Annotated in this window: 21 protein-coding genes and 1 tRNA gene; 19 read left to right on the top strand and 3 right to left on the bottom strand. The window is 34.3% G+C overall.

The annotated features are described in order from the left end of the window. Positions 1-17: 17 nt before the first annotated feature. The 14 genes from LB100_RS00710 (at position 18) to rnc (ending at position 14,746) form a co-directional block, all read left to right on the top strand. Positions 18-1,247: a lipoprotein-releasing ABC transporter permease subunit gene (locus tag LB100_RS00710; RefSeq protein WP_264719652.1), complete on the top strand. Its 1,230-nt coding sequence runs from the start codon at positions 18-20 to the stop codon at positions 1,245-1,247. After that, positions 1,240-1,971 (top strand): hypothetical protein, encoded by a 732-nt coding sequence (locus LB100_RS00705; protein ID WP_264719651.1) that lies wholly within the window; start codon positions 1,240-1,242, stop codon positions 1,969-1,971. Before LB100_RS00710 ends, LB100_RS00705 begins: the two co-directional genes overlap by 8 nt. Beyond that, entirely contained in the window at positions 1,968-3,188 is a 1,221-nt protein-coding gene (locus LB100_RS00700; protein ID WP_264719650.1) for a tetratricopeptide repeat protein, read from the top strand. The genes LB100_RS00705 and LB100_RS00700 overlap by 4 nt, the downstream gene beginning before the upstream one ends. A gap of 159 nt (positions 3,189-3,347) precedes the next feature. After that, positions 3,348-4,220, top strand: coding sequence for an ATP synthase F1 subunit gamma (gene atpG, locus LB100_RS00695; RefSeq protein WP_264719649.1), 873 nt, complete (start codon positions 3,348-3,350; stop codon positions 4,218-4,220). A 10-nt stretch (positions 4,221-4,230) separates the two neighbouring features. Beyond that, positions 4,231-5,565 (top strand): TldD/PmbA family protein, encoded by a 1,335-nt coding sequence (locus tag LB100_RS00690; protein WP_456200996.1) that lies wholly within the window; start codon positions 4,231-4,233, stop codon positions 5,563-5,565. Between the two features lie 174 nt (positions 5,566-5,739). Beyond that, positions 5,740-5,991, top strand: a complete 252-nt coding sequence (locus LB100_RS00685; RefSeq protein WP_264336822.1) for a cold-shock protein — start codon at positions 5,740-5,742, stop codon at positions 5,989-5,991. 34 nt (positions 5,992-6,025) lie between these two features. Then, entirely contained in the window at positions 6,026-7,252 is a 1,227-nt protein-coding gene (locus LB100_RS00680; protein ID WP_264719646.1) for a DEAD/DEAH box helicase, read from the top strand. Positions 7,253-7,549: 297 nt separating this feature from the next. Continuing rightward, positions 7,550-9,829 carry an AAA family ATPase gene (locus tag LB100_RS00675; RefSeq protein WP_264719645.1) on the top strand — a complete coding sequence of 760 codons (2,280 nt, stop codon included), beginning with the start codon at positions 7,550-7,552 and terminating at the stop codon, positions 9,827-9,829. Between the two features lie 56 nt (positions 9,830-9,885). Next, positions 9,886-10,884 (top strand): molecular chaperone DnaJ, encoded by a 999-nt coding sequence (locus tag LB100_RS00670; protein ID WP_264719644.1) that lies wholly within the window; start codon positions 9,886-9,888, stop codon positions 10,882-10,884. Positions 10,885-10,942: 58 nt separating this feature from the next. Then, positions 10,943-11,839 (top strand): class I fructose-bisphosphate aldolase, encoded by an 897-nt coding sequence (locus LB100_RS00665; RefSeq protein WP_456200993.1) that lies wholly within the window; start codon positions 10,943-10,945, stop codon positions 11,837-11,839. Between the two features lie 5 nt (positions 11,840-11,844). Further along, a tRNA-Cys gene (locus tag LB100_RS00660) sits at positions 11,845-11,916 on the top strand. 107 nt (positions 11,917-12,023) lie between these two features. Beyond that, a complete protein-coding gene (locus tag LB100_RS00655) occupies positions 12,024-12,821 on the top strand; it encodes a hypothetical protein (protein WP_456200991.1) in 798 nt (265 codons plus the stop codon). 72 nt (positions 12,822-12,893) lie between these two features. Then, complete coding sequence (locus tag LB100_RS00650) at positions 12,894-13,961, top strand: quinone-dependent dihydroorotate dehydrogenase (protein ID WP_419215156.1); 1,068 nt, start codon at positions 12,894-12,896, stop codon at positions 13,959-13,961. Positions 13,962-14,053: 92 nt separating this feature from the next. Then, positions 14,054-14,746, top strand: a complete 693-nt coding sequence (gene rnc, locus LB100_RS00645; RefSeq protein WP_026092689.1) for a ribonuclease III — start codon at positions 14,054-14,056, stop codon at positions 14,744-14,746. A gap of 52 nt (positions 14,747-14,798) precedes the next feature. Here rnc and LB100_RS00640 read toward each other — a convergent pair whose 3' ends face one another. Genes LB100_RS00640 through LB100_RS00630 form a run of 3 tightly spaced genes read right to left on the bottom strand, consistent with a single transcriptional unit; the run spans position 14,799 to position 16,812 of the window. Next, positions 14,799-15,398 (bottom strand): SCO family protein, encoded by a 600-nt coding sequence (locus tag LB100_RS00640; protein WP_456200989.1) that lies wholly within the window; start codon positions 15,396-15,398, stop codon positions 14,799-14,801. A gap of 35 nt (positions 15,399-15,433) precedes the next feature. Then, positions 15,434-16,138 carry a DNA polymerase III subunit epsilon gene (gene dnaQ, locus LB100_RS00635; RefSeq protein ID WP_063630940.1) on the bottom strand — a complete coding sequence of 235 codons (705 nt, stop codon included), beginning with the start codon at positions 16,136-16,138 and terminating at the stop codon, positions 15,434-15,436. A 14-nt stretch (positions 16,139-16,152) separates the two neighbouring features. Beyond that, entirely contained in the window at positions 16,153-16,812 is a 660-nt protein-coding gene (locus LB100_RS00630; protein WP_456200987.1) for a Tim44/TimA family putative adaptor protein, read from the bottom strand. Between the two features lie 164 nt (positions 16,813-16,976). Between LB100_RS00630 and secB the strand changes: the two genes are divergently transcribed. The 5 genes from secB (at position 16,977) to LB100_RS00605 (ending at position 25,771) form a co-directional block, all read left to right on the top strand. Further along, the gene (gene secB, locus LB100_RS00625; protein ID WP_456200985.1) at positions 16,977-17,480 is read left to right on the top strand and encodes a protein-export chaperone SecB; all 504 of its coding nucleotides are present in this window, start codon (positions 16,977-16,979) and stop codon (positions 17,478-17,480) included. Between the two features lie 6 nt (positions 17,481-17,486). Next, positions 17,487-20,108, top strand: coding sequence for an aconitate hydratase AcnA (acnA, locus tag LB100_RS00620; RefSeq protein WP_456200983.1), 2,622 nt, complete (start codon positions 17,487-17,489; stop codon positions 20,106-20,108). A gap of 121 nt (positions 20,109-20,229) precedes the next feature. Then, a complete protein-coding gene (gene putA / locus LB100_RS00615) occupies positions 20,230-23,370 on the top strand; it encodes a bifunctional proline dehydrogenase/L-glutamate gamma-semialdehyde dehydrogenase PutA (protein ID WP_264336832.1) in 3,141 nt (1,046 codons plus the stop codon). Positions 23,371-23,536: 166 nt separating this feature from the next. Next, a complete protein-coding gene (locus tag LB100_RS00610) occupies positions 23,537-24,178 on the top strand; it encodes a protocatechuate 3,4-dioxygenase (RefSeq protein WP_064085711.1) in 642 nt (213 codons plus the stop codon). Positions 24,179-24,274: 96 nt separating this feature from the next. Continuing rightward, positions 24,275-25,771: a leucyl aminopeptidase gene (locus LB100_RS00605; RefSeq protein ID WP_050780608.1), complete on the top strand. Its 1,497-nt coding sequence runs from the start codon at positions 24,275-24,277 to the stop codon at positions 25,769-25,771. Positions 25,772-25,813 lie beyond the last annotated feature (42 nt).

Genomic DNA, 25,813 nt, shown 5'->3' with positions numbered 1-25,813 from the left:
ATTTAAATCTTAGTATAATGTCTATTGCCTTTGAATTTACTATGGCTATTCGCTATTTGCGAGCAAAGAATTCTAGATTTTGCTCTATAATGGCCTTGTTTTCTATTATTGGTATTGCTCTTGGAGTTGCAACGCTAATAGTAGTAATGTCTGTAATGAATGGGTTCAGAGCAAAGCTGCTCGACTCTGTACTTGGCATTAATGGTCATATTAATGTTTACTTTGATAGAAGCATAAATTCAGATTACCACGCAGTGTTAAAATCTATTGAGAAAATCCCAGGTGTATTAAAAGCTACTTCTATGACCAATGATCAAGTGATCGTTGCAGCAAATAGTGGAATTGTGGGTAGCGTAGTCCGTGGTGTGTCAACTAAAGACTTACTTAATAATACTACCGTTAAGAATAATGTAATTATGGGTAACGTGGAAAAATTCGATGAAGGTATCATAATAGGGGCAAGATTAGCAGAAGCTTTGAATATTGATTATGGTGATAACATTATGCTTATATCACCTGAAGGATTTGACGCATTGTCTGGTGAAATACCAAAAATTAAAGAATATAAAGTTGTAGCAATATTTGATATGGGTATGTTTGAGTATGATAATACTTTGGTGTATATGCCCATAAAGTCAGCTCAAGCTTTTTTTAATTATAAAGATAATGTGAGAAGTATAGAAGTGTTTGTAGATGATATTGCTATGGCTAATAAGCTAGCAAACGCTATAGCAAAAGAAACAGGAATGAGAGCTGAAAGTTGGCAATCTCAGCAAAGCCATTATGTTAATGCTTTAAAGACTGAAAGAAATGTGATGTTTTTAATTCTTACTTTAATTATAGTTGTAGCAGCATTCAATATTGTTTCAAGTTTGATGATGATAGTGCAAGAAAAGAAATCTGCAATTGCAATTATGCGTACGTTTGGTGCAACAAGCGGAAGTATTATGCGCATATTTTGTGCTTGTGGATTGCTCATTGGTTTCACAGGGACTTGTCTTGGCTCTATTATAGGGGTTGTTTTTTCTCTCAATATTGAAAATATTAGAGTGTTTTTAGAAAACATTACCAACATCAAGCTGTTTGATCCCATGATATACTTTTTTTCAAGTTTGCCAGTGATATTAGTCTCTCAAGATGTAGTGAACATTTCTGCGCTTGCATTGTTCTTATCATTTTTAGCGACAATTCCTCCTGCATTGCAGGCAGCTGCGCAAGATCCTGTGGAGATATTACGTTATGAATGATACTTGGAAAAAATGCATAGGTTGGTCCTTAATTATATTGTTGTTTGTTAGCTATATTGCAATAAATAACATAATATTTTTTAAAATAAACCAACAAGAAAGTGAAGGCAGTATGAATGTTTTAACGGAAAAGATAGATGAACTTAGAACGTTGCTTGAAGTGAATCAATCTAGGGTAGAAAAAAGGATATTTGACTTAAAGAGAAATCTGCACACTCAATGTGAGCAAGGTGATGGTAGTTTAAGGCACAAGAACCTTGCAAAGTTGCTGCTACTTGTGATTAAGATGAAGAATTCGTTATTGCGAGAAGTGAAGTTTGATAATCATATAAATTCAATAAAGCCTTTGATATCAGAGCTTGACGATCCAGAAATAGAAAATGCAGTAAATGAATTGGAAAATTTGAAAGAGGTAGATACTTTACGCGGGTTGAAATTGTCTTTTGAGAAGAACATGACTGTTATTAACTACAATAAAAGTAACTTGTTTAAAAAAATCATTTCAAATTGGATAAAGATAGATGATCGTAGTGATCCACTCAGGTTAAAGCTTGCGGAAATTGAAGAATTAATAAGCGATAATGATTGGCAGAGCATAGCCACCGCAATAAGTGACTTAACATACCCAGAATTCAAACCATGGCTTAATAAATTGAATGATTTTATTGTAGCTTTCAAGAATACTTCAATAATATATCGTCACTTATTACAATACATCTCATGATTTATTTTATAATTTTTGCTTTTTCGTTTTTATTTGGCATATGGATCAAGGTAAGTGGTGAAGTAATAAAATTGGAATTAGGCAATTACACTATAAGTATTGATCTATATTTCGTTATTCTTGCTTGCGTAGTCTTATTATTTTTATTGATTGCAGTTGCACGTTTTTGTTCTTCTATTTCATCAACATTTGCTAACATAAAAAATAGAAGAAGAAGTAGGGAAGAATTGCTTCTCTTTGAAGCTTTCTTTAGCTTAGACTTAGGTAATATAGAGAACACCAATAAGCTAATTAAAAATCTAAATGAAGAAAGTGGTAAATTATCTTTAGTAAAGCTCTTTAATTCAGGTAAAACGGGAAATTACAGCTTTTTCAGCCATAATTTAACGAGTATTGCAAGTAAAAATCGCAACTTAGCTCTACTTCTGATCAATAAACTGATTATTCACCTAAAGCAAGAAAGGTTAGTCTTTCAAAAATTTATAGAATATTGCTCTAGTTCAATTAATGATAAAATTTTGTCTATTCCCTTTCAAATAGAGCATTGTATATTGCAAGAAGATTGGATAAATGCAATTTCAAAGTTAAAGGAAGCTATCAAATTCAATATTTTTCTTCCCTTTGATCGTAAAAAGATGTTAGCGGTTTTTTATTGCGCTTTAGCAAAGCAATACGAAAGTAAAGGAAGTTTTTACAAAGCTATAGATTATTTAGCTAAAGCACAAAGTTATTATGCAACTTTTCAGCCCATCAATTATTTAAAGGCAGAATTATATATCAAGCTTGAAAAAATCAAAAAAGCTTCCACAGTATTAGAGGAAGAGTATAGAGTAAATCCTACTCCTCAATCAGCTAGAATGTATATCAAGTTAAATAATAAAGGCGCTGAAAGACTATATAACTTACGCCCTGATTATTATTTTAGTTATTGCTTGCTTGCTTTGTCTTCAATTAGCTTGGGGAAATATGATCTTGCAAGTCAGCATTTAGATATTGCTATGAAAAAAGCTAATTACATATCAATCTACCTTGTTATGGTACAGCTCAAGATTATGTTGCAAGAGTATGATCAAGCAATTTATTGGTTAAACAGGATGGACTCAGAAGCTGTGCCTGATCCAGGTTGGAAATGTGCTGATTGTAATAAAGAGCTAAAGCAATGGGATTATAAGTGCTCAAGTTGTAATAGTCTTAATTGTATTTACCTTATATTATAAGACTCCATAAGGTGTGATACTTTTACATCGAGATTGCTTTAATATATCTCAAAACAGTAAATCTGTGAGTTTCTTAGTTAGGTTTGACTCCAATGTCAAAAAAACTTGTTTTTAGACATTACCAGTTATATATTTTAATAAATTAGAATTATATACAAAATGAAGAGCTTAAAGGAATTATCCTTAAGAATTAAAAATATTAAGTCTGTGCAGAAAACGACGAAAATAATGCAAATGGTTTCTGCAGCAAAATTATTACAAAGCCAAAAGAAATTATCAAATTCAAAATTGCATATATCTAAGCTGCATAGCATTATTTCTTCACTAGCGCTATCAGCGGATCAAGAGTTACTAGCAAGAATTCTAAATATCAATAATGAAGATTCTTTCCTAGTATTTATTATTGCATCTGATCGTGGTTTATGTGGCAGCTTTAACTCCTCTGTTGTTAAATTCAGTCAGGAGCATATAAACAAATTAATTGCAAATGATAAGAAAGTAGACATTGTTTTTTTTGGCAAGAAAGCTTTTGAGGTAGGTAAAAATAGATTTAATTCTAAAAATATCTTGAAGGTTGAAAATAGTAAGGGAATCACACTAAAGCATGTGGAAGCTTTGGTTAGTGATATAGATCTAAGTAAATACAATAAAGTTAAAGTTTTTTATAGTAAATTCTATAATACCTTCATGCAAAAGCCAATATTAGAAACAATAAAACCATGGAGTAAAGACTCATTATTAATTGATAATTCTGTAGTTAGTTCTCTAACAGATTACAGCTATGAGTATGAACCACAAAATATTGAGTTTATTTTAAAATCTTTGACTCAAGATTATGTTATAGCTGCTCTTTATTCTGCTTTACTTGAAAGTGCAGCAAGTGAAAATAGTGCTAGGATGGTTGCTATGGAATCAGCAAATAGAAATACAAAAGAAATGCTAAATAAATTAGCGTTACTTTATAATCGCTCTCGTCAAGCAGCAATTACAACTGATTTGATTGAAGTTATAAGTGGTGCAGAATCTTTCTGAGGAATAAAAAATGAGTATATTAAATATTGCAGCGGATATCACTAAACTAATAAAAAAGCAGAATCAAGACGCAGAAGTTACAATATATGAAACTAATAAGACCTCGATTTCTCAGCGTCTATCAAAAATTGAACAAATATCACAATCTAGAAACTGTACTGTCGGAATTAGAGCTATAGCAGGTAAGAACAAAGCTGCGTATATTTCCACAAATGATTTGAATAATCTTAGTAGTGCAGTGAGCCAAGTGGTGGAAATGGCAAAGAATGCCCAGGAAGATCCTTATATTAGTTTTGCTGTAGATGGCAGTAATTATATCTCTTCTGCAGATTTAAATATCTCAGATAATAATGTTGTAACAATTGATAAATTAAAAGAAATTACTGAAGCTACAGAAAATTCAGCTCTTGCACATAAAAATATTATTAATTCCGAAGGAGCTTCATCTTCACATACTTCAGTAAATACAGTATTATCAACCGTTTCTGGTTTTGTTGGTTCATTTAGTAAGTCAACTTTTGTTAATCAGGTTTCTGTTGTTGCTGGAGAAAAGAGTGAAATGAAAATAGGCTACGATTACGATGTAGCATGCAACTTCAGTGATTTAAAAACACCGGAGTTAGTAGGGAAAGAAGCAGCAAAAAGAGCAATAGATCAATTGGGTTCATGTACAATCAGGACAGGCAAATTTCCGGTTGTTTTTGAAAAAAGAGCAGCAAAAGAGCTAGTAAAGAGCTTTGCTTCTGCCATAAATGGTAGCAATATTGTAAATAATAGCTCTTTTTTGAGAAATAGTTTAAATAATCAAATTTTTAATACTGAGATTAGCATTATTGATGACCCATTGTTACCAAGGGGTATAACATCAAGACCGTTTGACGGAGAAGGAATAATGAGCAGAAGAAATGAATTTGTAAAAAATGGAGTACTGCAAAACTGGATTTTAGATCTATATTCGGCTAGGAAATTAAACTTGGAAACGACCGCAAATGCAACTCGTGCAAGTAATGCTGCAATTATTCCTTCAGCTAGTAATTTCTATTTCAAAAATGGTAATAGATCGTTTAAGGAATTAATTGAGGAAGTAAAAGAAGGAATATATGTAACTGATTTATTTGGTTTTGGTGTTAATTTAATCAATGGCGATTATAGTCAAGGTGCATGCGGATTTTTTATAGAAAATGGTAAAATAACGTATCCAATACACGAGATTACTGTTGCCGACAATTTGAAAAATATGTTTAGCAATTTAGTTGTTGCAAATGACCTAACTTTCTGTGGGAAGTTTAATTCACCAACGATTAAAGTTAGCGAAATGACAGTAGCAGGTTCACTTAGTGATTAAAAATTTTAGTTGCATTAAGTACAATAATTGTGTACTATTACTATCTAATGTTAAGAATAGACTATGGAGTATAGAAGTTTAGTTGCAGTAACTAAGCTTAAAGCATTCTAAATCGTAATTTCAAAGTTTTTCATCACATTAATAATATTAGTTAGTAGTTTAGGAGTTATCCATATGGAATTTGGTAATATAAAATGGTTTAATGTTGAAAAAGGCTATGGTTTCATCAAGCCAGAAGGTAAAGGTGAGGACGTTTTTTTACATGTTAGTACATTAGAACGTTCAGGAATAAGACCTGATGCACTTCGAGGAGAGGATAAAAAGAGAGGAATGAAAGGGGAAAGAGTAAGTTATGAGCTTAAAGAAGAGCGTGGTAGGAACGGAGAAGATAAAAAGTCTGCAATAAATTTAAGATTGGAAGATTAGTCTATCGTGAAGCTTTTTAATAGGGTAATGTATTGTGAGTAATTTTCATGAAATGGGGCTTCCAACTTTGCTTAGGCAAGCTCTAAGTAAAAATAATCTTTGTGTTCCAACCCCGATTCAAGTGCAAGCGATTCCTCTAGCTCTTCAGGGCAAAGATATTCTTGGGTCTGCTCAAACGGGAACTGGAAAAACCTTAGCGTTTGCTATTCCACTGGTTGCTAAATTGATGAATGAGCCAAGCATTGGTTCAGCTTTAGTCATCGTGCCAACCAGAGAGCTTGCTCATCAAGTAACAAGTGAGATAAGAAAACTCTTATCTCAAAGTTCTTTACTAAGAGTTGCTTTGTTGATCGGAGGCGAGCCTATTTTTAAGCAGCTAAATCAGCTTCAGAAAAAACCACAAATTATAATAGGTACTCCTGGTCGTATTATAGACCATATTGAGCGTAAAACTTTAGTTACTCGGAATGTTGATATTCTTGTGCTTGATGAGACGGATCGTATGTTTGATATGGGCTTTGGAATTCAGATTGAAGAAATTATGAAGCATTTGCCTAAAATAAGGCAAACTCTTATGTTTTCTGCAACTCTTCCTGGAGAAATAGTAAAACTTACTGAAAAATATCTTAATCAACCAGAGCGTGTTTCTGTTGATTGCCAGGCTACAACTTCTGTAAAAATTAAACAAGAAGTTGTTTATGCATCAGAATCAGAAAAATATGGCAAGCTTGTTACACAATTATGTCAGCGCAAAGGATCGATCATTATTTTTGTCAAAACAAAGCGAGGAGCGGATCAGCTAGCTGACAAATTGCACAAAGATGACTATAGCGCTTTGGCAATTCATGGTGATTTAAGGCAGCACAAGCGTGAAAGAGTCATTGATTCTTTTCGTCGTGGCCGCAATCAAATCATGGTTGCAACAGATGTTGCTTCTCGCGGCCTTGATATTCCGCACATTCAACATGTTATCAATTATGATGTACCACAATCGCAAGCTGATTATGTTCATCGTATAGGTAGAACTGCACGTGCGGGAGCTGAAGGATTTGCATTATCTTTTGTTACACCTCAAGATAAGAGAAGACTGCCTGCACTAGCAGATAAAGAAGGAGAGCCAAATTTTGATTGTAGTATGCAATCTCAAAAACGTAACAGCAAAAAGATCTTTAAAAGGCCAAGTACGTTAAAGGCTAAATACGGTAGAAAAAAGATCAATGTATTTAAGAAGAAAAGCAGAGTACTAGAAAAAGCGTATTAATGTACTTAACTATTCTTCTATTCTTTAAAAGCTCCAGTAAACTTGCTGCAAAGTGAAGTGATTGGAGGATGGTAGAAAGAATATATAGCTAGCCCAAATTAGATTTACCTACAATTTGATAATCTTAATTCTTCTGCTTATAACGTTTTGAGATTATCACAACGGTATAATGTTAGGCTGTGTGGACTATAATCTGTAGCTTAATTCAATTTGGCTACAACGAGCTGCTAGATTTCAGTTTTTTTAATAATTGTGTGCTACTAATTATATATAAATTTACACTTTTAAAGAGAATAGATGATTTCTAAAAATTTAGAGGCAAGTTTAAATAGAGCGTTACAGATTGCTTCTGATTGTAAGCTTAAATATGCAAAAGTGGAACATTTGTTGCTAGCATTAACCAAAGATGTGGATGTAAATTATGTTTTATCAAGATGTAACATCAGAGCTGGTGAAATCATAAATATAGATAATATTATATTAAGGAATGATCGTGGTAATAATACAAAAGGTTTTTTACAAGACAACTCCGAATTAACTGTCAATAAAGTTGAGCCTGATGTGCTATTTCAACGCATAATACATAAAGCCATGATACGAGCTCATCGTCTGGGAAGAAAAGAAATAAATGGAGCAAGTATTCTATTAGAGATTCTGTCTGAGCAAGATTTATACATTGAAGAGCTATTACGCAAACAGAATGCAAAGGATTCTAATTTGATTGATAATATATCTAATATAAGATATTCAGATGATGTAGAAGAATACATAGCTAATCGCAAGATAAAACTTGATAAAAATAACGATATCTCTACTGTAGCAAATAAAGGTGAATTATTAAAAGATGAAGAAGTTCTACAAAATTATTGTAGAAATTTAAATGATTATGCAAGAAGCAAAAAAATAGATTATGTCATTGGTCGTGATTATGAATTAAATCGCACTATAGAAATCTTGCTAAGACGCAGAAAAAATAACCCTTTATATGTCGGAGAACCAGGTGTTGGTAAAACAACAATAGTTGAAGGCTTGGTATTGAAAATTATTGAAGGTAGTGTTCCGAGTGCACTGAGATCCAGCATAATTTATGCTTTGGATTTAGGATCACTTCTTGCAGGAACACGCTATAGAGGTGACTTCGAAGAGAGAATAAAATCTATAATAAAAGTAATTGAGGCAAAACCTGGCGCTATTCTTTTCATTGATGAAATACACACTATTATTGGAGCAGGTTCAACAAGTGGCAGCTTTCTTGATGCTGGCAATCTGCTCAAACCTGCACTTGCAAGAGGTACATTGCGTTGTATAGGTGCAACTACATACAGAGAATACAGCAATAGTTTTGAAAAGGATAAAGCATTAGCAAGGAGGTTTCAAAAAATTAATGTAAAAGAGTCTTCTATTAATGATACAGTAAAGATACTAGATGGTATAAAGCATTACTATGAAAGGTATCATGGAGTATATTACACGAAACATGCCATTAAATCTGCAGCTGAACTTTCACACAAGTATATTACTGGGCGAATATTACCTGATAAAGCAGTTGATGTTATAGATGAAGCAGGGGCGTATTGTAAGTTACAAAAAAACAGGCGAAAAATTATAAACAGTAGAGATATTAAGAATACTATCACTAGGATTACAAACGTACCTTGCGAGCTTGATGATGTGCAAAGAGTAAAATCTTTGAAAGAAAATCTCAAGAAAGCCATTTTTGGTCAAGAGCAAGCGATAGAGTCTCTTGTTAATTCTATTAAAATTGCTAAATCTGGTCTGAGAAGTTACAGTAAACCCTTGGCAAATTATCTTTTTGCAGGACCAACTGGTGTAGGTAAGACTGAGCTTGCAAAGAAATTAGCACAGAATATGGGTATGAACCTTATACGATTTGATATGTCCGAGTATATGGAACCTCACACAATATCTAGAATGATTGGTTCCCCTCCTGGATATGTGGGTTACGACCAAGGTGGATTGCTTACAGAATCTGTATCTAACAATCAATATAGTGTGGTACTTCTTGATGAAATTGAGAAAGCTCATAGTGATATTTACAATATATTACTACAAGTCATGGATTATGGTTATGTTACAGATACTTACGGGCGTAAAGTTAATTTTTCCAATACAATTTTAATTATGACAACCAATGCAGGGGCATTTGAGCGTAGCAAAAGTTCTATTGGCTTTGGGTATAAGGACTTTAATATTGGTGATAGCGAAAAAGCAGTAGAACGGATTTTTAGCCCTGAATTTCGTAATCGCTTGGATGCAGTCATTTCTTTTTCTGACCTCAATTTAGATGTCATTTTGCACATTGTGGATAAATTTATTCAGGAATTAAAAAAACAACTTGTGCAAAAGGGTATAAGCTGCTCAGTGGAAGAAGAAGTAAAGTCTTATCTTGCGCAAACAGGTTATAGCAAAGAAATGGGAGCACGCCCAATAGAGAGGCTGATTGAAAAAGAGATAAAAAGTCATTTGGCTGAAGAAATACTAAATCGTCGATTAATTAAAGGAAAGAAATTAAGGATTTATATTGGTAAACACGGAATTGCTTTTGATATAGTTTAAATTCTTGCTTGAGTATTAAATTTGTAGTATAGTCACTATTTTTTAATGAGGCTATAGTGGCAAGTTTAACCAGAAATCAATATTACAGTAATCAAGATTTACAGAACTTATTTTCAAGGCTGGGAATAAAAGCAGAAGAAGTAATAAGCCAGGAGTTTGATGATGTACTTAAGTTAGTTGAGCGGCACTTTAGAAGAGCTTCATTAAAATGTCACCCTGATAAAGTAGTAGGAGAGAAAGAGAAAAAAATAGCTGAAGAAAAGTTTAAAAAACTTAGTGCAGATAAAGATAAGCTAGAGAAATATCTTAACGACTTAAAAGCAGCTGGCATATCTATAACATTACAGCGAGAAGTGCAGGAAAAACAAAGGAGAATCAATGAGATTCTATTGCGTAGAGAGAAAGCTGTGAATAGAGCATGTTTATTTTTTATATTAGCAAATGTGGTACTTGGTCCGTCGCCTCAAGTCAAATATTGCTTATCACAACTTGCTAACAGTGGCAAAGTGCAAAATATTGCTTATAAATTTTATGCATTCAGCATCGGAGTTTGGCCATGGTTATTTATTATATCCTTTTGTAGTATTATCTATGCAGCAAGTAAACAAAGAGGCTCACAAGAAGGAAATATGGATAGATTCAACCGAAGGTTTAATTTACTTATTGCTGCTGGTAATTATGTGATATGTATTGCAGTAGCGTTTGCTGTGTGCAGTTTAGCATCGGAAATTGCACAAAATGGCTGGCCTGTTCAATATGGAACAATGCTGATAGTTAATTTGGCATTGGATTTATTATTGATTGCTTTACTTAGAACTTTTACGAAAGCTTCTGAATTATATAGTGAGCACTGCATCCAGCGTTTATACGAAGAAGATGCAGAATTTAGCTACAAGGAAAAGTTTGCATGGTATGACTATAAATTAGTGCTTATGCCGCTCATTCTTCCTATTGTTAAAATGTATTTTGAAGATTTAATTCAAGAAAAACCACAACAGCACACCACCGATCCTAAAGTTACACCTTTAAATATAGGTGTAGGAGCAAGAGTATAAAAAGGTCTTTGCTTCAACTATAGTTTTTGCTACACTTTAAGTAAATTTGAAGATATTAATGAGTGAAGAAGTAAAAAAAATCCTAAGTTATTACGAAAGTGAAAATCCTGGAGTAAAAGCAAATCTTGCTCGTATTCTTATGCATGGAAAACTTAGTGGAATTGGCAAGTTAGTAATTCTTCCTGTAGATCAAGGATTTGAGCATGGGCCAATAAAAAGTTTTGAAGTTAATCCTGATGCTTACGATCCGCATTATCATTTTCAGCTTGCAGTTGATTCGGGAGTAAGCGCATATGCTGCTCCGCTTGGTATGATCGAAGCTGGTGCTTCAACTTATGCTGGAATGCTACCACTTATTTTGAAGATTAATAGTGCCAACTCCTTGCACTCGAAAAACTTAACTTCTGATCAAGCAATAACTGCTTCTGTAAAAGATGCGCTGCGTTTGGGTTGCGTAGCTGTTGGGTTTACTATATATCCTGGTTCTGCTAAGTGCTTCGATATGATGGAAGAAGCTCGCGAAATTATAGCTGAGGCTAAGTCTTGCGGCCTTGCCGTAGTGCTATGGTCTTATCCACGCGGTGAAGGAATTTCCAAAGAAGGCGAAACAGCGGTTGATGTTATTGCCTATGCTGCGCACATAGCAGCTTTACTTGGCGCTAATATAATCAAAGTAAAACTTCCAATTAACTATTTGGAAAGGGAGAAAATAGAAACAGAAAATATTGAGTCATTATCTAAAAGAATTGAATATGTTAAAAGATCTTGTTTTGCAGGGAAAAGAATAGTAGTTTTTTCTGGTGGCGAGTCGAAATCAGTGAATGACATATGCAATGAAGCGAAAGAAATTAAGCAAGGCGGTGGTAATGGTTCAATTATCGGGCGTAACACTTTTCAAAGAAAAAGAGAGGATGCTTTATCTATGCTAAAAGATATAATGGATATCTATGCATAAAAAACGGCTGGGTGGCAGAATGGCTTATGCGGAGGACTGCAAATCCTTTTATACCGGTTCAATTCCGGTCCCGGCCTCTTACTCCAATTAGATCGTTTTTTCTTCTGAAATTTTAACAAGAAGTGTGGCTTTTAATGAAATATTTAAAAAAATAAGATACTATATTCAAAATATAAGCAGTAAAATGCCAAAGAGATTAACAGAAGTTTTATTATTGATTGGTTTGCCCTTCTTGCTTACCAGTTGCACTTTTCACTATTTATTAAAGAGCTCGTATACTCATCTTGCACCAGAAAAGTACCATTCATCCAACAAACAGCCGGTTTACGTCGGTACAGCTTACAGTGCACAGACTATATATAATGCGTTATTTAATGACTTTCTGTTAATAGGTAAGTCATCATTCACAGCCAAACATGGGCGTGCTAGTCAATATGTTAACTATGGAAGAGAAGTTGGAGCAGATGTGATAATCGTATCATTTCAAAATATGCAAAAGGATAAAGAGCATTTTAGCATCACAGAAAAACTATTATGGGACACAAGCTTAACAACATTTCATACAAGGACCATTATAAACTTTGATCAGGACGTACTCTTTCTAAAAAAGGTAGGTGATGCAAAAGCTCCATGGGAATATGTCAAAGGAGAGTTCAAGCTTCACGAAAAAGACGATACTGATCCATATCTAGGGAATTGGGTAGGGTATAGAATATGCGAGATTGCAATATCTTCTTCAGAAGATGAATACTTAGGATTTGTAAATGAAGATAATTGTAAAGAAAAATCTGGAATAAATAAGATGCTTGCTTGGAAAAATGGGGATGTAAGGTTGCGGATTAATAAACAATCAAAACAGGGATTTTATTTAAATCGAAATAAGATTCCTATACTAATAAAATCTCAAATTAACAAATTTGGCTACCTCGAATTAGTAGATAAAAATACTGATCAAGTTCTGGTTTCCCTTCAGAAAAATTAGTTTTTACTACTCATAGAAACTATATACTTACTATTTTGATAAACCTCAAGCTTTCTAAGTTATTCTTGTTGCATGGTAAAAAATAAACTAAAAATAAGCAAAGTGTTTTACAAAATGATATTACGTAATTTATTGTTTTTACTGCCGCCTGAAATCGCTCACTCCTTGGTAATAACGGCGTTAAAAAAGATGCCCTGTAGGAAACCTATAGAACTACCTAAGTCTTTAAATGTAAACTTTTTTGGTAATAAAATTAGGAGTCCTGTAGGTCTTGCTGCAGGTTTTGATAAAAATGCGGAAGTTGTAAAGCCGATGCTCTCATTTGGTTTTGGATTTATTGAGGCTGGTACTGTAACTAAACATCCCCAATATGGAAACAAAAAACCGAGAATTTTTCGATTAATTAAAGATGAAGGAATAATTAATAGATTGGGATTTAATAATAAAGGAGTAGACTATTTTCTTAAACAGATAAGTAAAACTAAACTTGGTGATTGTATTTTTGGTATAAATATAGGAAGAAACAGTACATCAAAGGACCAAATCAGCGATTATGTTGACTTAATAAAGATAGTATATGGAAAGAGCAATTATATAGTACTGAACATCTCATCCCCAAACACACCTAACTTGCGCGATTTGCACAATAAACAAGAATTATCCAAATTGTTGAAATCTATCACTCTAACCCGGAAATCAATCGATAGCTCTGAATCCATACCGATAATATTAAAAATTTCTCCAGATATAGATCAGCAAACAAAAGAAAATATCGCTGAGCTTACACTAGAATATAAAATTGACGGCTTAATAGTAAGCAACACTACGATAAGTCGAGATTCTTACTATAATGAGAGTGGTGGGTTGAGCGGCAGACCATTGTTTCAACTTTCAACCGAGTTATTGAGTGATATGTACAAGCTTACTAAGAGCAGGATTCTATTGATAGGATGTGGGGGAGTTTCAAGTGGTATTGACGCATATGAAAAAATAAAGGCAGGAGCCTCTTTAGTACAACTGTACACTGCTCTCGTATATCAGGGGCATCAAGTTGTGAACAAAATCAATCTGGAGCTTGCAGAATTGGTAAAAAGAGATGGATTTAGTAACATTACTGAAGCAGTGGGTTGTATACATTAATTTTGGAAGTTATTGATATTGTTTTAGTAAAGTAGAGCTAACTTTTTAGTGTAAAGGTATGATAGGGAGTGCTTTTCTTTTGAATGATGAACATGAAAGTTTTGAACGATATAATATCTAAAGTTATTAATTATAAATTTACAGATCATGCAATATTAGAAGAGGCATTAACCCATCCAAGCGTAAATAAAAGGAACAGCGAAGACCAGATCGTAAGCTACGAAAGGCTAGAGTTTTTGGGCGATAGTATTTTGAACATGGTTGTATCTGCTATGCTGTTTAAAATGTTTCCTGAAGAAAAAGAAGGAGCATTGGCAAAAAGAAAAACGGATCTAGTTTGTGGCAGTACCATTGCTAATGTTGCTAAAGAAATAGAGTTAGGTAACTTTATCATAATGAATAATAGTGAACGTTGCAACGGAGGGAAATGTAACTTAAAAAATTTAGAAAATTCGCTTGAGGCACTAATAGGTGCAATTTATATTGACGGTGGACTTGAGAGTGTTGAAAAATTTATTATCCAACATTGGGAAAAGCTAGCTAAAGACATCCTCGATCCTCCTCAAGATCCTAAAACTTCACTGCAAGAATGGACTCAGAGAAATAAATTACCTTTACCAAAGTATGAGCTTGTAAAACAAACTGGACCAGCACACAATCCTGAATTTACTATATCAGTTTGCATAGAGAGTTATGACAAAGTTTCTGCATGCGCTCCTAGTAAGAAAATTGCTGAACAAAAAGCTGCTGAGTTGATCCTAGAAAAAATTAAAAAAACGACTTAGTTTAATCAAAACAGCCGTTAGCATAAATTTAAAGTAAGCTAAGCTCTTTAGTTCAGCTTACATATTTTTTTATCTCAGCCAGAATCTTATCAGATTGACTTTCATCTGAATTTAAATCAGCTACAAAGTGTGTGACATATTTTCCTTCAGGGCCGATAAGGTATATTATTGAAGAATGGTTAATTTCCTCTTCTCCACCTACTTTGTTTGCATATACTTTATACTTTGCAACTACTTCATCTATTTTTTGTCTTTCACCAGTTAGCATTTGTATTCTATGGTCAAATTGCTGCTGAAATTCTTTAAGCCTTTCTATGTTATCGCGCTCAGGATCAACTGTGATAAAAAATGTTTGTATCTTATTGTCAGTTTTCTTATCTAACTTTGCAAGTGTTTCTGAAATTATTCCGAGGTTCATAGGGCAAATTCTTTTGCATGAGGAAAATCCGAAAAAAATCATCATATACTTATTTTTAAAATCACTACTGCGTACTGTTTGTCCGTCTTGATTAATCAAAGAAAAATCCCCACCTATTTTAATTTCTGTATTTTGTGAAACAAATATGCCTTGCTTGGTAAAATAACAATAACCTAAGAAGACAACTGCTACTATTATTAATAAACCAGACAATAACCTTATGAATTTTACCATTAAAGCGTTTCCAATAAAATTAAATCATATCTTGATTAGCTGATTGATTCAACATATTCCTTCCAAAGTGGATTGTTAATTTTATCTAACAATTTCTTATGCTCATCAATTTCTTCGCTGCTTGGTGAATGTTCTCTGCGAGCTAAATTTCGCACTTTATGCTGAATAAACGTAGAGCTATTGTCCTGATCACATTTACTATTAAACAAAAAGGTTTGCAATCCTCCTGTAAGCTCAACGTAGACCTTTGCAAGCAATTGAGCATCAACTAATGCTCCGTGCAACTCTCTACCTTCCAGCGATATGTCAAAACGTTTACATAATGCATTTAAAGAAGCAGGTGATCCTACAAACTTTTTTCTTGCAAGCGGCAATGTATCTAGCACTCTATCTGAGGAAATTAACCCAGCATTTAACTTGCCTAACTCCATATTAAGGAACTTAACATCGAATTCAGCATTATGAATCACCAAAATGTCATTAGATATGAAGTCGAGAAATTCAAATGCAACATCTGAAAATAGTGGTTTATCCTCTAAAAACTCCTCACTAATACCATGAATCTTAAATGAGTGGTAAGGTACATCTCTTTCTGGATTAAGATATCGATGAAATGTTTTACCTGTTGGAACACGATTAATTAGTTCTACACATCCTATCTCGATAATTCGATGGCCAGATCCAGTATCAAGACCAGTAGTTTCAGTATCAAGTACTATTTCTCGCAACCTACTTTCCATCAGTGTAATTAATCTTATTTGTCATTTGTTGTTAAATTTTTATCAGTACTTGCCTTCTTATAGTTAATAGAAACAAGCATCCAAGTTGGGTCTGATGAATTAATATTTTTTTTGAATTGCCATACATCCTCAACTTTGTTAATAGTAGACATACTACCTGATATGACTTCCCCTTCATTATTCTTAACAAAGTTAATTTGCTCTGAAAGGAAATATACTGCAATAAATGCTACATTTTTCACTAACTTTATTTCTAAGATTTTTTGTGAAACGATAGAAACAATTATAGACTCATGTATCTCTTTACGATGTTTAATCTTATCCACAAAACTGTTATACAAGTCTTTGTCCAGAAGGGGTTTTAATTGAGGTAAATTCCCTTGGTTAAAATATTTAATTATTAATTCAAAAGCTATGCTTGAACCTTCTATAAAATTGGAAATAGAGAACTCTCTGTTTTTTTGTAATATTTGTTTATAAGTAGCTTCTATTGAACTTTTGTCGTTGCTATAAATATAATCTTCGATATTTTCTACCACATCCTCTTTACTTTGACTTGCATCCAATACAACTGTCAGCTTTTTTAGATTGAGACTGGCTGATCTTCCTAAAGAATTGTATAAGCGTGAAAAAATAAACGCCGCTAGTAAAGCATATATTACAAGCTCTATCATGGTAACTTAACCCCTTGGTATATAAAGTATCTAAATATTATTAATTATTGATAAAAATATGTTTTGCATATTAGCCTATAGTTAGGTTTGCTATTCGTTTATAAATGAATATATTATATAAGAAAGTATTAAATATCTCAACTTAATTAAAGGAGAAGTAAGAAATGTTACAACACAAAATGAAAATTCATGGTCAGTATGTCAAAGATCTTTCGTTTGAGAATCCAAATTCGCCATTCCTTCCTTCTAGTAAAGCTCCCGATATTAATGTAACGGTTAATATTAATTCAGCAAAATTAGAAGGAACGGAAAGCAAAGAAGAAATAAATAAAGAAAAACCTTTTCATGAAATTACTTTGCATATAGAAGTCAAAGCGACGGTAAAAGATGAAGATATAAAAAATGGTATAGCTTTCATTTGTGAGATAAAGTATTGTGGTATTTTTTCAATAGAAAATTTGAAAGAGTTGAGTAAAGAGGAAGTAAGACAAGCTTTGTTTATTGGCGGGCCTACTTTTCTTTTTCCTTTTGCAAGAGAAATAATCGCAAGAACTACAAGTAATGGTGGGTTTCCTCCACTTATGCTAGATCCTATAGATTTTGAAACTATGTATCAGCAGCAAAGTCAACAACAAAAAAGTAGCGTTAGTAATTCCAATTTTAACTAATACAGGATGAACAATTCTTTAAATGCAAAGAAGACTTTAAACATTGACGGGAAGTCATACAACTATTTTAGCCTAAGTAGTGCTAGTGAATTTTTAGGAATAGATACAACTAAATTGCCCTGCTCGCTGAAGGTTGTGCTTGAAAATTTATTGCGCAACGAAGATGGAGTAAGCGTTAAATTAGATGACATAAAGATATTAGCAAATTGCGTCAAGAAACACATTAATCACGAAATTAGCTACAAACCAGCAAGGGTTTTGATGCAGGATTTCACAGGAGTTCCCGCTGTCGTTGACTTAGCTTCAATGCGTAATTATGTGAAGAAAAACGGAGGTAACCCAAGCAAAATAAATCCATCTGTACCTGTTGATCTTGTGATCGATCACTCTGTTCAAGTAGATAGTTATGGAAGTGTTTCCGCATTCAGTAAGAATGTTGAGCTAGAAGTAAAAAGAAATTTGGAGAGATATCAATTCTTAAAGTGGGGAGAATCATCCTTCACAAATTTTAGAGTAGTGCCACCAGGTACCGGAATTTGCCACCAAGTGAATCTTGAATATTTAGCACAAGTTGTATGTAACAATAGTGGAGTTGTATACCCGGATACCTTAGTCGGTACGGATAGCCACACTACTATGGTGAATGGCTTATCAATTCTTGGTTGGGGCGTTGGTGGAATAGAAGCTGAGTCTGTGATGCTTGGTCAACCAATCAGTATGGTAATTCCAGAAGTAGTAGGATTTAAATTAATAGGAAGACTTTCAGAAGGAGTAACCGCAACTGATCTAGTGCTAACGATTACCAATATTCTAAGAGCAAAAGGCGTTGTTGGCAGGTTTGTAGAATTTTATGGTGATGGCTTAGATTACTTATCTTTGGCAGATAGGGCAACCATGGCTAACATGGCCCCAGAGTATGGTGCAACTTGTGGGTTTTTTCCAATTGATCAGAAAACACTCGATTATTTACATTTAACAGGGCGACCAGAAGAGCTGATCAAATTAGTTGAAGTCTATTCAAAAGAGCAGGGATTGTGGCGTAGCAGTAATGAGTTAGCATTTTTTGACACACTAGAGCTTGATTTATCAAGCGTAAAGCCAGTGATGGCTGGTCCTAAAAGACCACAGGATAAGATTTTCCTTTCAGAAGTAGCGGAATCTTTTTCTACATCTTTTCCTATTAATGAGACAAACAGACCTCCGTTGGAACCTATCTATGGCGATCAGCTCCAGAGTGGCAGCGTAGTGATTGCAGCAATAACAAGCTGCACTAACACCTCAAATCCAAGTGTGATGATTGCTGCAGGTCTTGTAGCTCGTAATGCAATTAAACTTGGATTAAAATCAAAGCCTTGGGTTAAAACTTCTCTTGCTCCAGGGTCACAAGTTGTGACAGAATATTTAGAAAAGTCTGGATTACAGGTAGATCTAAATGCTTTGGGTTTTAATCTAGTTGGATATGGCTGCACAACTTGCATTGGAAATTCTGGTCCACTTAATAAGGATATAGAAGATGATATAAAAAACAAAAACTTAACTGTTGCTGCAGTTTTGTCTGGCAATCGTAACTTTGAAGGAAGAATTCATCCGTTAGTCAAAGCTAATTACTTGGCATCTCCGCCACTTATTGTTGCATATGCACTTGCAGGCACTGTGCAAATTGATTTGACAAAAGATTCAATATGCAAAGATAAGAATGGAAATGATGTCTATCTCAAAGATATATGGCCAACAAATAATGAAGTTGAGAGCTGTGTTAAAAGTGTTGTGACGCGTGAAATGTTCATACAAAAGTATAAGGATGTTTTTTCTGGTGATGAGCATTGGCAAAAGATAAAGTGTGAGAAAGGTGAAATCTATGATTGGGACACGAAAAGCACTTATATACAAAACCCTCCCTATTTTGATAATTTATCGACTAAGAACAATGGAAGCAACATAGTTGATATAAAGAATGCGCAAATACTAGCGATGTTTGGCGATAGCGTCACTACTGACCACATTTCCCCTGCTGGAAATATTGCCTCAAATAGTCCTGCAGGCATATATTTAAAAGGTCTTGGAGTTGAACCGCAAGATTTCAATTCATATGGATCTCGCCGCGGTAACCACAACGTAATGATGCGTGGAACCTTTGCTAATATCAGAATAAGAAATAAAATGGTGAGCGCTGAGGGTGGCTATACAAAACATATTCCTTCTCAAGAAACTATGTCAATTTTTGATGCAGCAATGCAATATAAAAGAGAAGCTGTTCCATTAGTTGTCATTGCAGGAAAAGAATATGGTACAGGTTCAAGTAGGGATTGGGCAGCAAAGGGTACTGCATTGCTGGGAATTAAAGCTGTGATTGCAGAAAGTTTTGAACGCATACATAGGTCCAATTTGGTCGGCATGGGTGTTCTTCCACTTATATTCCAAAATGGAATAACCAGAAAGATATTTGATGGTAGTGAGATAATAAGCATAAAAGGTGAAATAGTATCAAATGGAAATCTAGAATGTATCATTAAAAGACAGGATAATTCAAAGCAATCAATACAACTCAAATGCTGTGTACAAACCGCAACTGAGATTAAATACTTAATGAGTGGTGGAGTGTTAAGCTACATACTTCTTTCGACTTAGTAAAAGTAAGTACTAGACTTCTTTTAGCTCCAGCCCTGGTCCTTTTAAATAATGATTTGTTCTATGCGAAGTTATGATATAATTTTACCTTACATATAGTAAAGGTGTTTTATAGATAATTATGATTAGCTCTATACAAGAACCTAATGAACTCAGAAAACGTTTACAAGGATTTTATCGTACTGATGAAAAAAGCTGTGTACGTTATCTTGTAGAAAAAGTAGAACTTTCGGTTGATTCGAAAAACAGAATTTACAATATTGCAAAACAAGTTATTGAAAAAATCAAACACAATAAATTAAGTATTGTAGATTCCTTTATGCAGCAATATTCGCTTTCCAATGATGAAGGAATAGCATTGATGTGCCTTGCTGAATCGCTACTTAGAATACCAGATGATTACACAATAGACGAATTGATCAAAGATAAAATTACCAACCAAGAATGGAATAAACACTTGGGGCGTTCCTCTTCATTGTTTGTTAATGCTTCCACATGGAGCTTGATGATAGGTAGCAGTATATTGAGAGATAATGAAGGCGATTCGAAGTTCTATTACGCAATTTCTAAGTTACTTAAGAATTTAGGAGAACCGATCATTCGCAAAGCAGTAAAACAAGCAATGTCTATGCTTGGTAATCATTTTGTTGTTGGAGAAACCATAGAAGAAGCTTTAAGATATGCAAAACTAGATGACAATAGTAAGTTTTTATACTCTTTTGATATGCTTGGCGAAGCTGCTCACACAGCTGAAGATGCAGAAGAGTGTTTTGATTCATACATGCACTCAATAAAAGCTATAGGTGCAACTACTGAAGTGAATGATTGTTTTAAATCCCATGGAATTTCAATAAAACTTTCTGCTTTGCACCCACGTTATGAATTTGGTCAATTTGACCGAATTGCTGGTGAGATATTTACTAGGGTTTTAGAGCTCTGTCGTGAAGCAAAAAAATACAACATTTCACTATGCATAGATGCAGAAGAATCAGAAAGACTTGAGATGTCATTAGTTTTATTCGAGCAACTGCGTCTTGATGAGTCACTTTCTCAGTGGGGAGGGCTTGGCTTGGCTGTACAAGCATATCAAAAACGTGCTTTATCTGTGCTTGATTTTGTTGAGGATGTTGCTATCCGATCAAAGCATAAAATTATGGTAAGGCTTGTGAAAGGTGCATATTGGGACTCAGAAATCAAGTGTGCACAAGAGCTAGGGTTAAGTGGTTATTCAATATTTACAAGAAAAAGCTATACTGATGTATGCTACCTTGCGTGTGCACAGAAGCTTTTAAGCAAAGTAAATCACTTTTACCCATGCTTTGGAACTCATAATGCCTATACTTTTGCTACTATAATAGAGCTTGCTGACAAAGATCATCCTGGATTTGAGTTTCAGCGTTTACACGGAATGGGTGAGGATTTATATGATTATGCAATGTCAGAACTTGCAACAAGCATCAGCTGTCGTATATATGCACCAGTTGGTAAACGTAGTGATTTATTAACATATCTTGTTAAGCGTCTTCTTGAAAATGGAGCTAATAGTTCGTTCGTCAATCAAATAAATGATCCTAACGTTAAAATTGAAGAATTAGTCTCGGATCCATTAGAAAAAGCTAAAAGTTTAGAATATGAACCTCATCAAAACATTCCATTGCCACAAGATATTTTTGGAGAGGAAAGAAAAAACTCCTTGGGGATGGATATTAGTGATTCAATTACAGTTTCGCAATTTGCAAATGATATAAAAAAATTTAGTGAAAAGAAATGGCAAGTTGGGCCAATAATTGATGGAAAGGCACTACTTGATAGTGCTGAATTTATCGAAGTAGTGAATCCTGCACATTTGGAAAATGTAATTGGAGAAGTGTCAAGTACAACAAGCGCTCAGGCTTTAAATGCTCTTGAAATAGCACATAGTGCTTTTACTAAGTGGCAGAATATTTCAGCAGAAGAGCGCGCTAAATGCCTTGAAAAAGCTGCAGATTTGCTTGAGGAAAGGATGAAAGAGTTGGTTTACATTCTGATCTTGGAAGCAGGAAAAATTTTATCCGATGCAATAGCAGAAGTAAGAGAGGCAATCGACTTTTTGCGCTATTATGCAATGATAGCAAAAAACGAACTGAATGACTGGAAAAAATTGCCAGGTCCAACAGGTGAAGATAACTTCATCTTTTTTGAGGGCAGAGGAGTTTTCTTATGCATATCACCGTGGAATTTTCCACTTGCTATCTTCATTGGGCAGGTTTCAGCTGCACTTGTAGCAGGTAATGCAGTGCTGGCAAAACCGGCAGAGCAAACGCCGATTATTGCCTATGAAGCCGTTAAGATACTACACGAAGCTGGAATACCAAAAAATGTATTACATCTTGTTCCAGGAGATGGTCGATATTTAGGTAAAATATTAGTGCCAGATAATAGAATTTCCGGTGTAGCTTTTACCGGCTCAACACAGACCGCTCAAATAATTAATAGAATGCTTGCCAGCAGAGATGGTCCTATTGTGCCACTTATCGCTGAAACTGGTGGATTAAATGCTATGATTGTTGATAGTTCTGCTCTTTTAGAGCAGGTAACTAAGGATGTTTTAATTTCTGCATTTCGCAGTGGCGGTCAACGTTGTTCTGCTCTCAGAGTGCTATTTATTCAAGAAGATATAGCAGAAAAACAGATAAAAATGATATGCAATGCAGCTCAAGAACTAAAGATAGGTGACCCAATACAACTGAGCACAGATATTGGTCCAATAATTGACAAAGCATCTATTGATATGCTCACTAAACATACGGAAAAAATATCAAGGGATGAAGATTCAAACCTTTTGTCCAAGGTACCCATGGATACAAATTCTTATAATGGTTATTTCTTTCCTCCGTACATTTATGAGATACAAAAAATTTCGCAATTAAAGCAAGAAGTGTTTGGGCCTATTTTACATATCATACGTTTTAATAAGTTGCAGTTAAATGAAGTTATAAGTGATATAAACAATACAGGATATGGACTTACGTTTTCTTTGCAAAGCCGTGTACAAAGTAAGATCGATTTAATAAGCAAGAAAATATCAGTTGGAAATGTATACATCAATCGCAATCAAATAGGTGCAGCAGTTGGAATGCAACCATTTGGCGGTAGAGGACTGTCAGGTACCGGACCAAAAGCTGGTGGTCCTAATTATCTGCAACGTTTTTCTATAGAAAAGGTTGTAAGTGTCAACACTACAGCATGTGGCGGTAACATTACACTTGCGTGTTTGGATTGATTTGCAATTTCTAAATTGGAAGTCCGTGCAGTTGTGTATGCAGTACTAAAACCTAAAACTCATACACTGAAAGGATAGTTGTGATTCTAAGGAGGATTCAAAGAAAGTCTTGTCTTTAATAAAAGAAAAAGGTTGCTATAATTCTGATAAAAGCACTATAAACAAAATGAATGTAAAAAATATCTTATTAGCGTTTTTAGTACAATTTATATTCGATTTGTCATTATTTGCGGCTGATCCTATTTTGCTTAATTGTATTGAAACTCCAGGGATTTATGATCTTGAAACAAGGCCAAAAAGCTTTAACTCTTCAAATAATTTAAGAAGAAAACCTGGCTCTCCAAATAATGCAGCAGGAGAATTAATAAATGTAGTGGGTAGAGTTACTGATGTAAATTGCTTACCGATACAAAATGCTGTGGTTTCTATATGGCACGCAGACTCACTTGGCATGAGCTATTATGATGAAAATGTGGAGCTTGATCCAAATTTTGCTGGATCAGGAAGATTTGTAGTAAATAACCTTGGCTATTATAATTTTATTACAATAGTACCAGGTAAAATTGGTGATAGGGCTCCACACATCAACTTTTTGGTCCAACATCCAGATTTTCCAGAATTCACAACACAAATGTTTTTTGCTGATCATAATTGCGATAACTGTGATGATCTTCTTCTTGGTAATCTTATTGAGAGTGGACTTGCAAGCCTTCTGATAGCACCATTTACTTATAACAATCAGGCCATGAAGACCTACACATTTAATATAACCCTAGGTGGGCATAACAAATTTTCTGATAAAAGATAAAGCCCTTGCATATCAGGGGAGTTCATAGTAGTCTTAAGCGCTATTGTACTTAAAATGTATATGAAAAATATCTTACTAATGTTTTTACTATGTTTTATGTGCAGCTTACAATTATTTGCAACGGAGATGTCAACGATGAAGATAACAATTTCTAAAGCTTTACCCGATTTTGAGACGCTAGTGGTAGGTTTGTTTGAGGGTGATAAGCTCATAACTAATGTTCTACAAGATAAGCAAGCTATAGATAACATCAAGAAATTTAGTGGTTTTAATGGAGGTTTTGGTGAATTTTTCTCCGTTACTTCATCAGAGGGAAAAAATATTATAGTTGCTGGTCTTGGAATGAGAGATGAATGGGATGAAAGCAAAGGATTAAATATCGGTGGTAAAATATATTGTGAGCTAAGCAGATTAAGAATAAAGCGAGCAGCTATTTCAATCGAGGGCAGTACAGCAAATGTTGCATATGGAGCATTTCTGCGCAGTTTCAAGTTTAATAAGTATAAAACTAAAAAGGATGAAAAAATTACAGAAGTAGAGGAAATTACATTATTAGTAAAAGATGAACAGTTAAGTAGCATTGAAAAATCATTTGAGCGTTTAAAACACGAAGGTGAAGGTATCTTTCTTGCACGTGCTTTTACTACTGAGCCACCTAATATTTTATATCCAGAGTCTTACGCTAATCGTATAAAAGCTGAACTTACTAAACTTGGTCTTGAGGTTGAAGTGCTTGATAAAAAGCAAATGGAAGAGAAAAAAATGGGAGCCCTGCTTGGAGTAGCGCAAGGAAGTAGTAAAGAGCCAAAGTTAGTGGTGATAAAATGGAATGGGGCTTCTCAAGAACAAAAACCAATAGCTTTTATAGGCAAGGGTATAACGTTTGACACTGGTGGAGTGTCACTTAAACCCTCACGCGGTATGGAGTCAATGAAATATGACATGGCAGGTTCTGCTACTGTAGTTGGAGTGATGCGTACTCTAGCTGGGCGAAAAGCAAAAGTAAATGCAATTGGTGTGGTTGCACTTGCAGAAAATGCAGTGGATGGTAATGCTCAAAGACCGAGCGATGTAGTCACTTCAATGTCTGGACAAACAATAGAAATATTAAATACCGATGCAGAGGGAAGACTAATACTTGCGGATGCTTTATGGTATACACAAGATAGATTTGCACCGAAATTTATGATCGACCTTGCAACTTTAACTGGTGCTATAGTGGTTGCACTGGGAAATAATGAATATGCTGGTCTTTTTTCAAATAACGATGAATTAGCGAATCATCTGATTGATGCAGGAAATGAAGTAAATGAGAAATTATGGCGCTTTCCTATGAATGAAACTTATAACAAAATTATTGATTCGCCGATTGCTGATGTGCAAAATATAGCTCCTGCAGGTTCTGGTGGAGATAGTATAATGGCTGCACAGTTTCTACAGCGTTTTGTAAACGACACTTGTTGGGCACATTTAGACATTGCAGGCACTGCTTGGCACGAAAAAGGCACTGATATTTCTCCAAGAGGGGCAGTAGGTTTCGGTGTAAGGTTGCTAAATAAGTTGGTTGAGAAGTACTATGAGATTAATAATTAAGGATCTTTGTATTGAGTTTATAGCTTAATTTACGGCTACATG

Source organism: Wolbachia endosymbiont of Protocalliphora sialia, from assembly GCF_053891855.1.
This window is presented reverse-complemented; position numbering and strand designations above follow the sequence as displayed.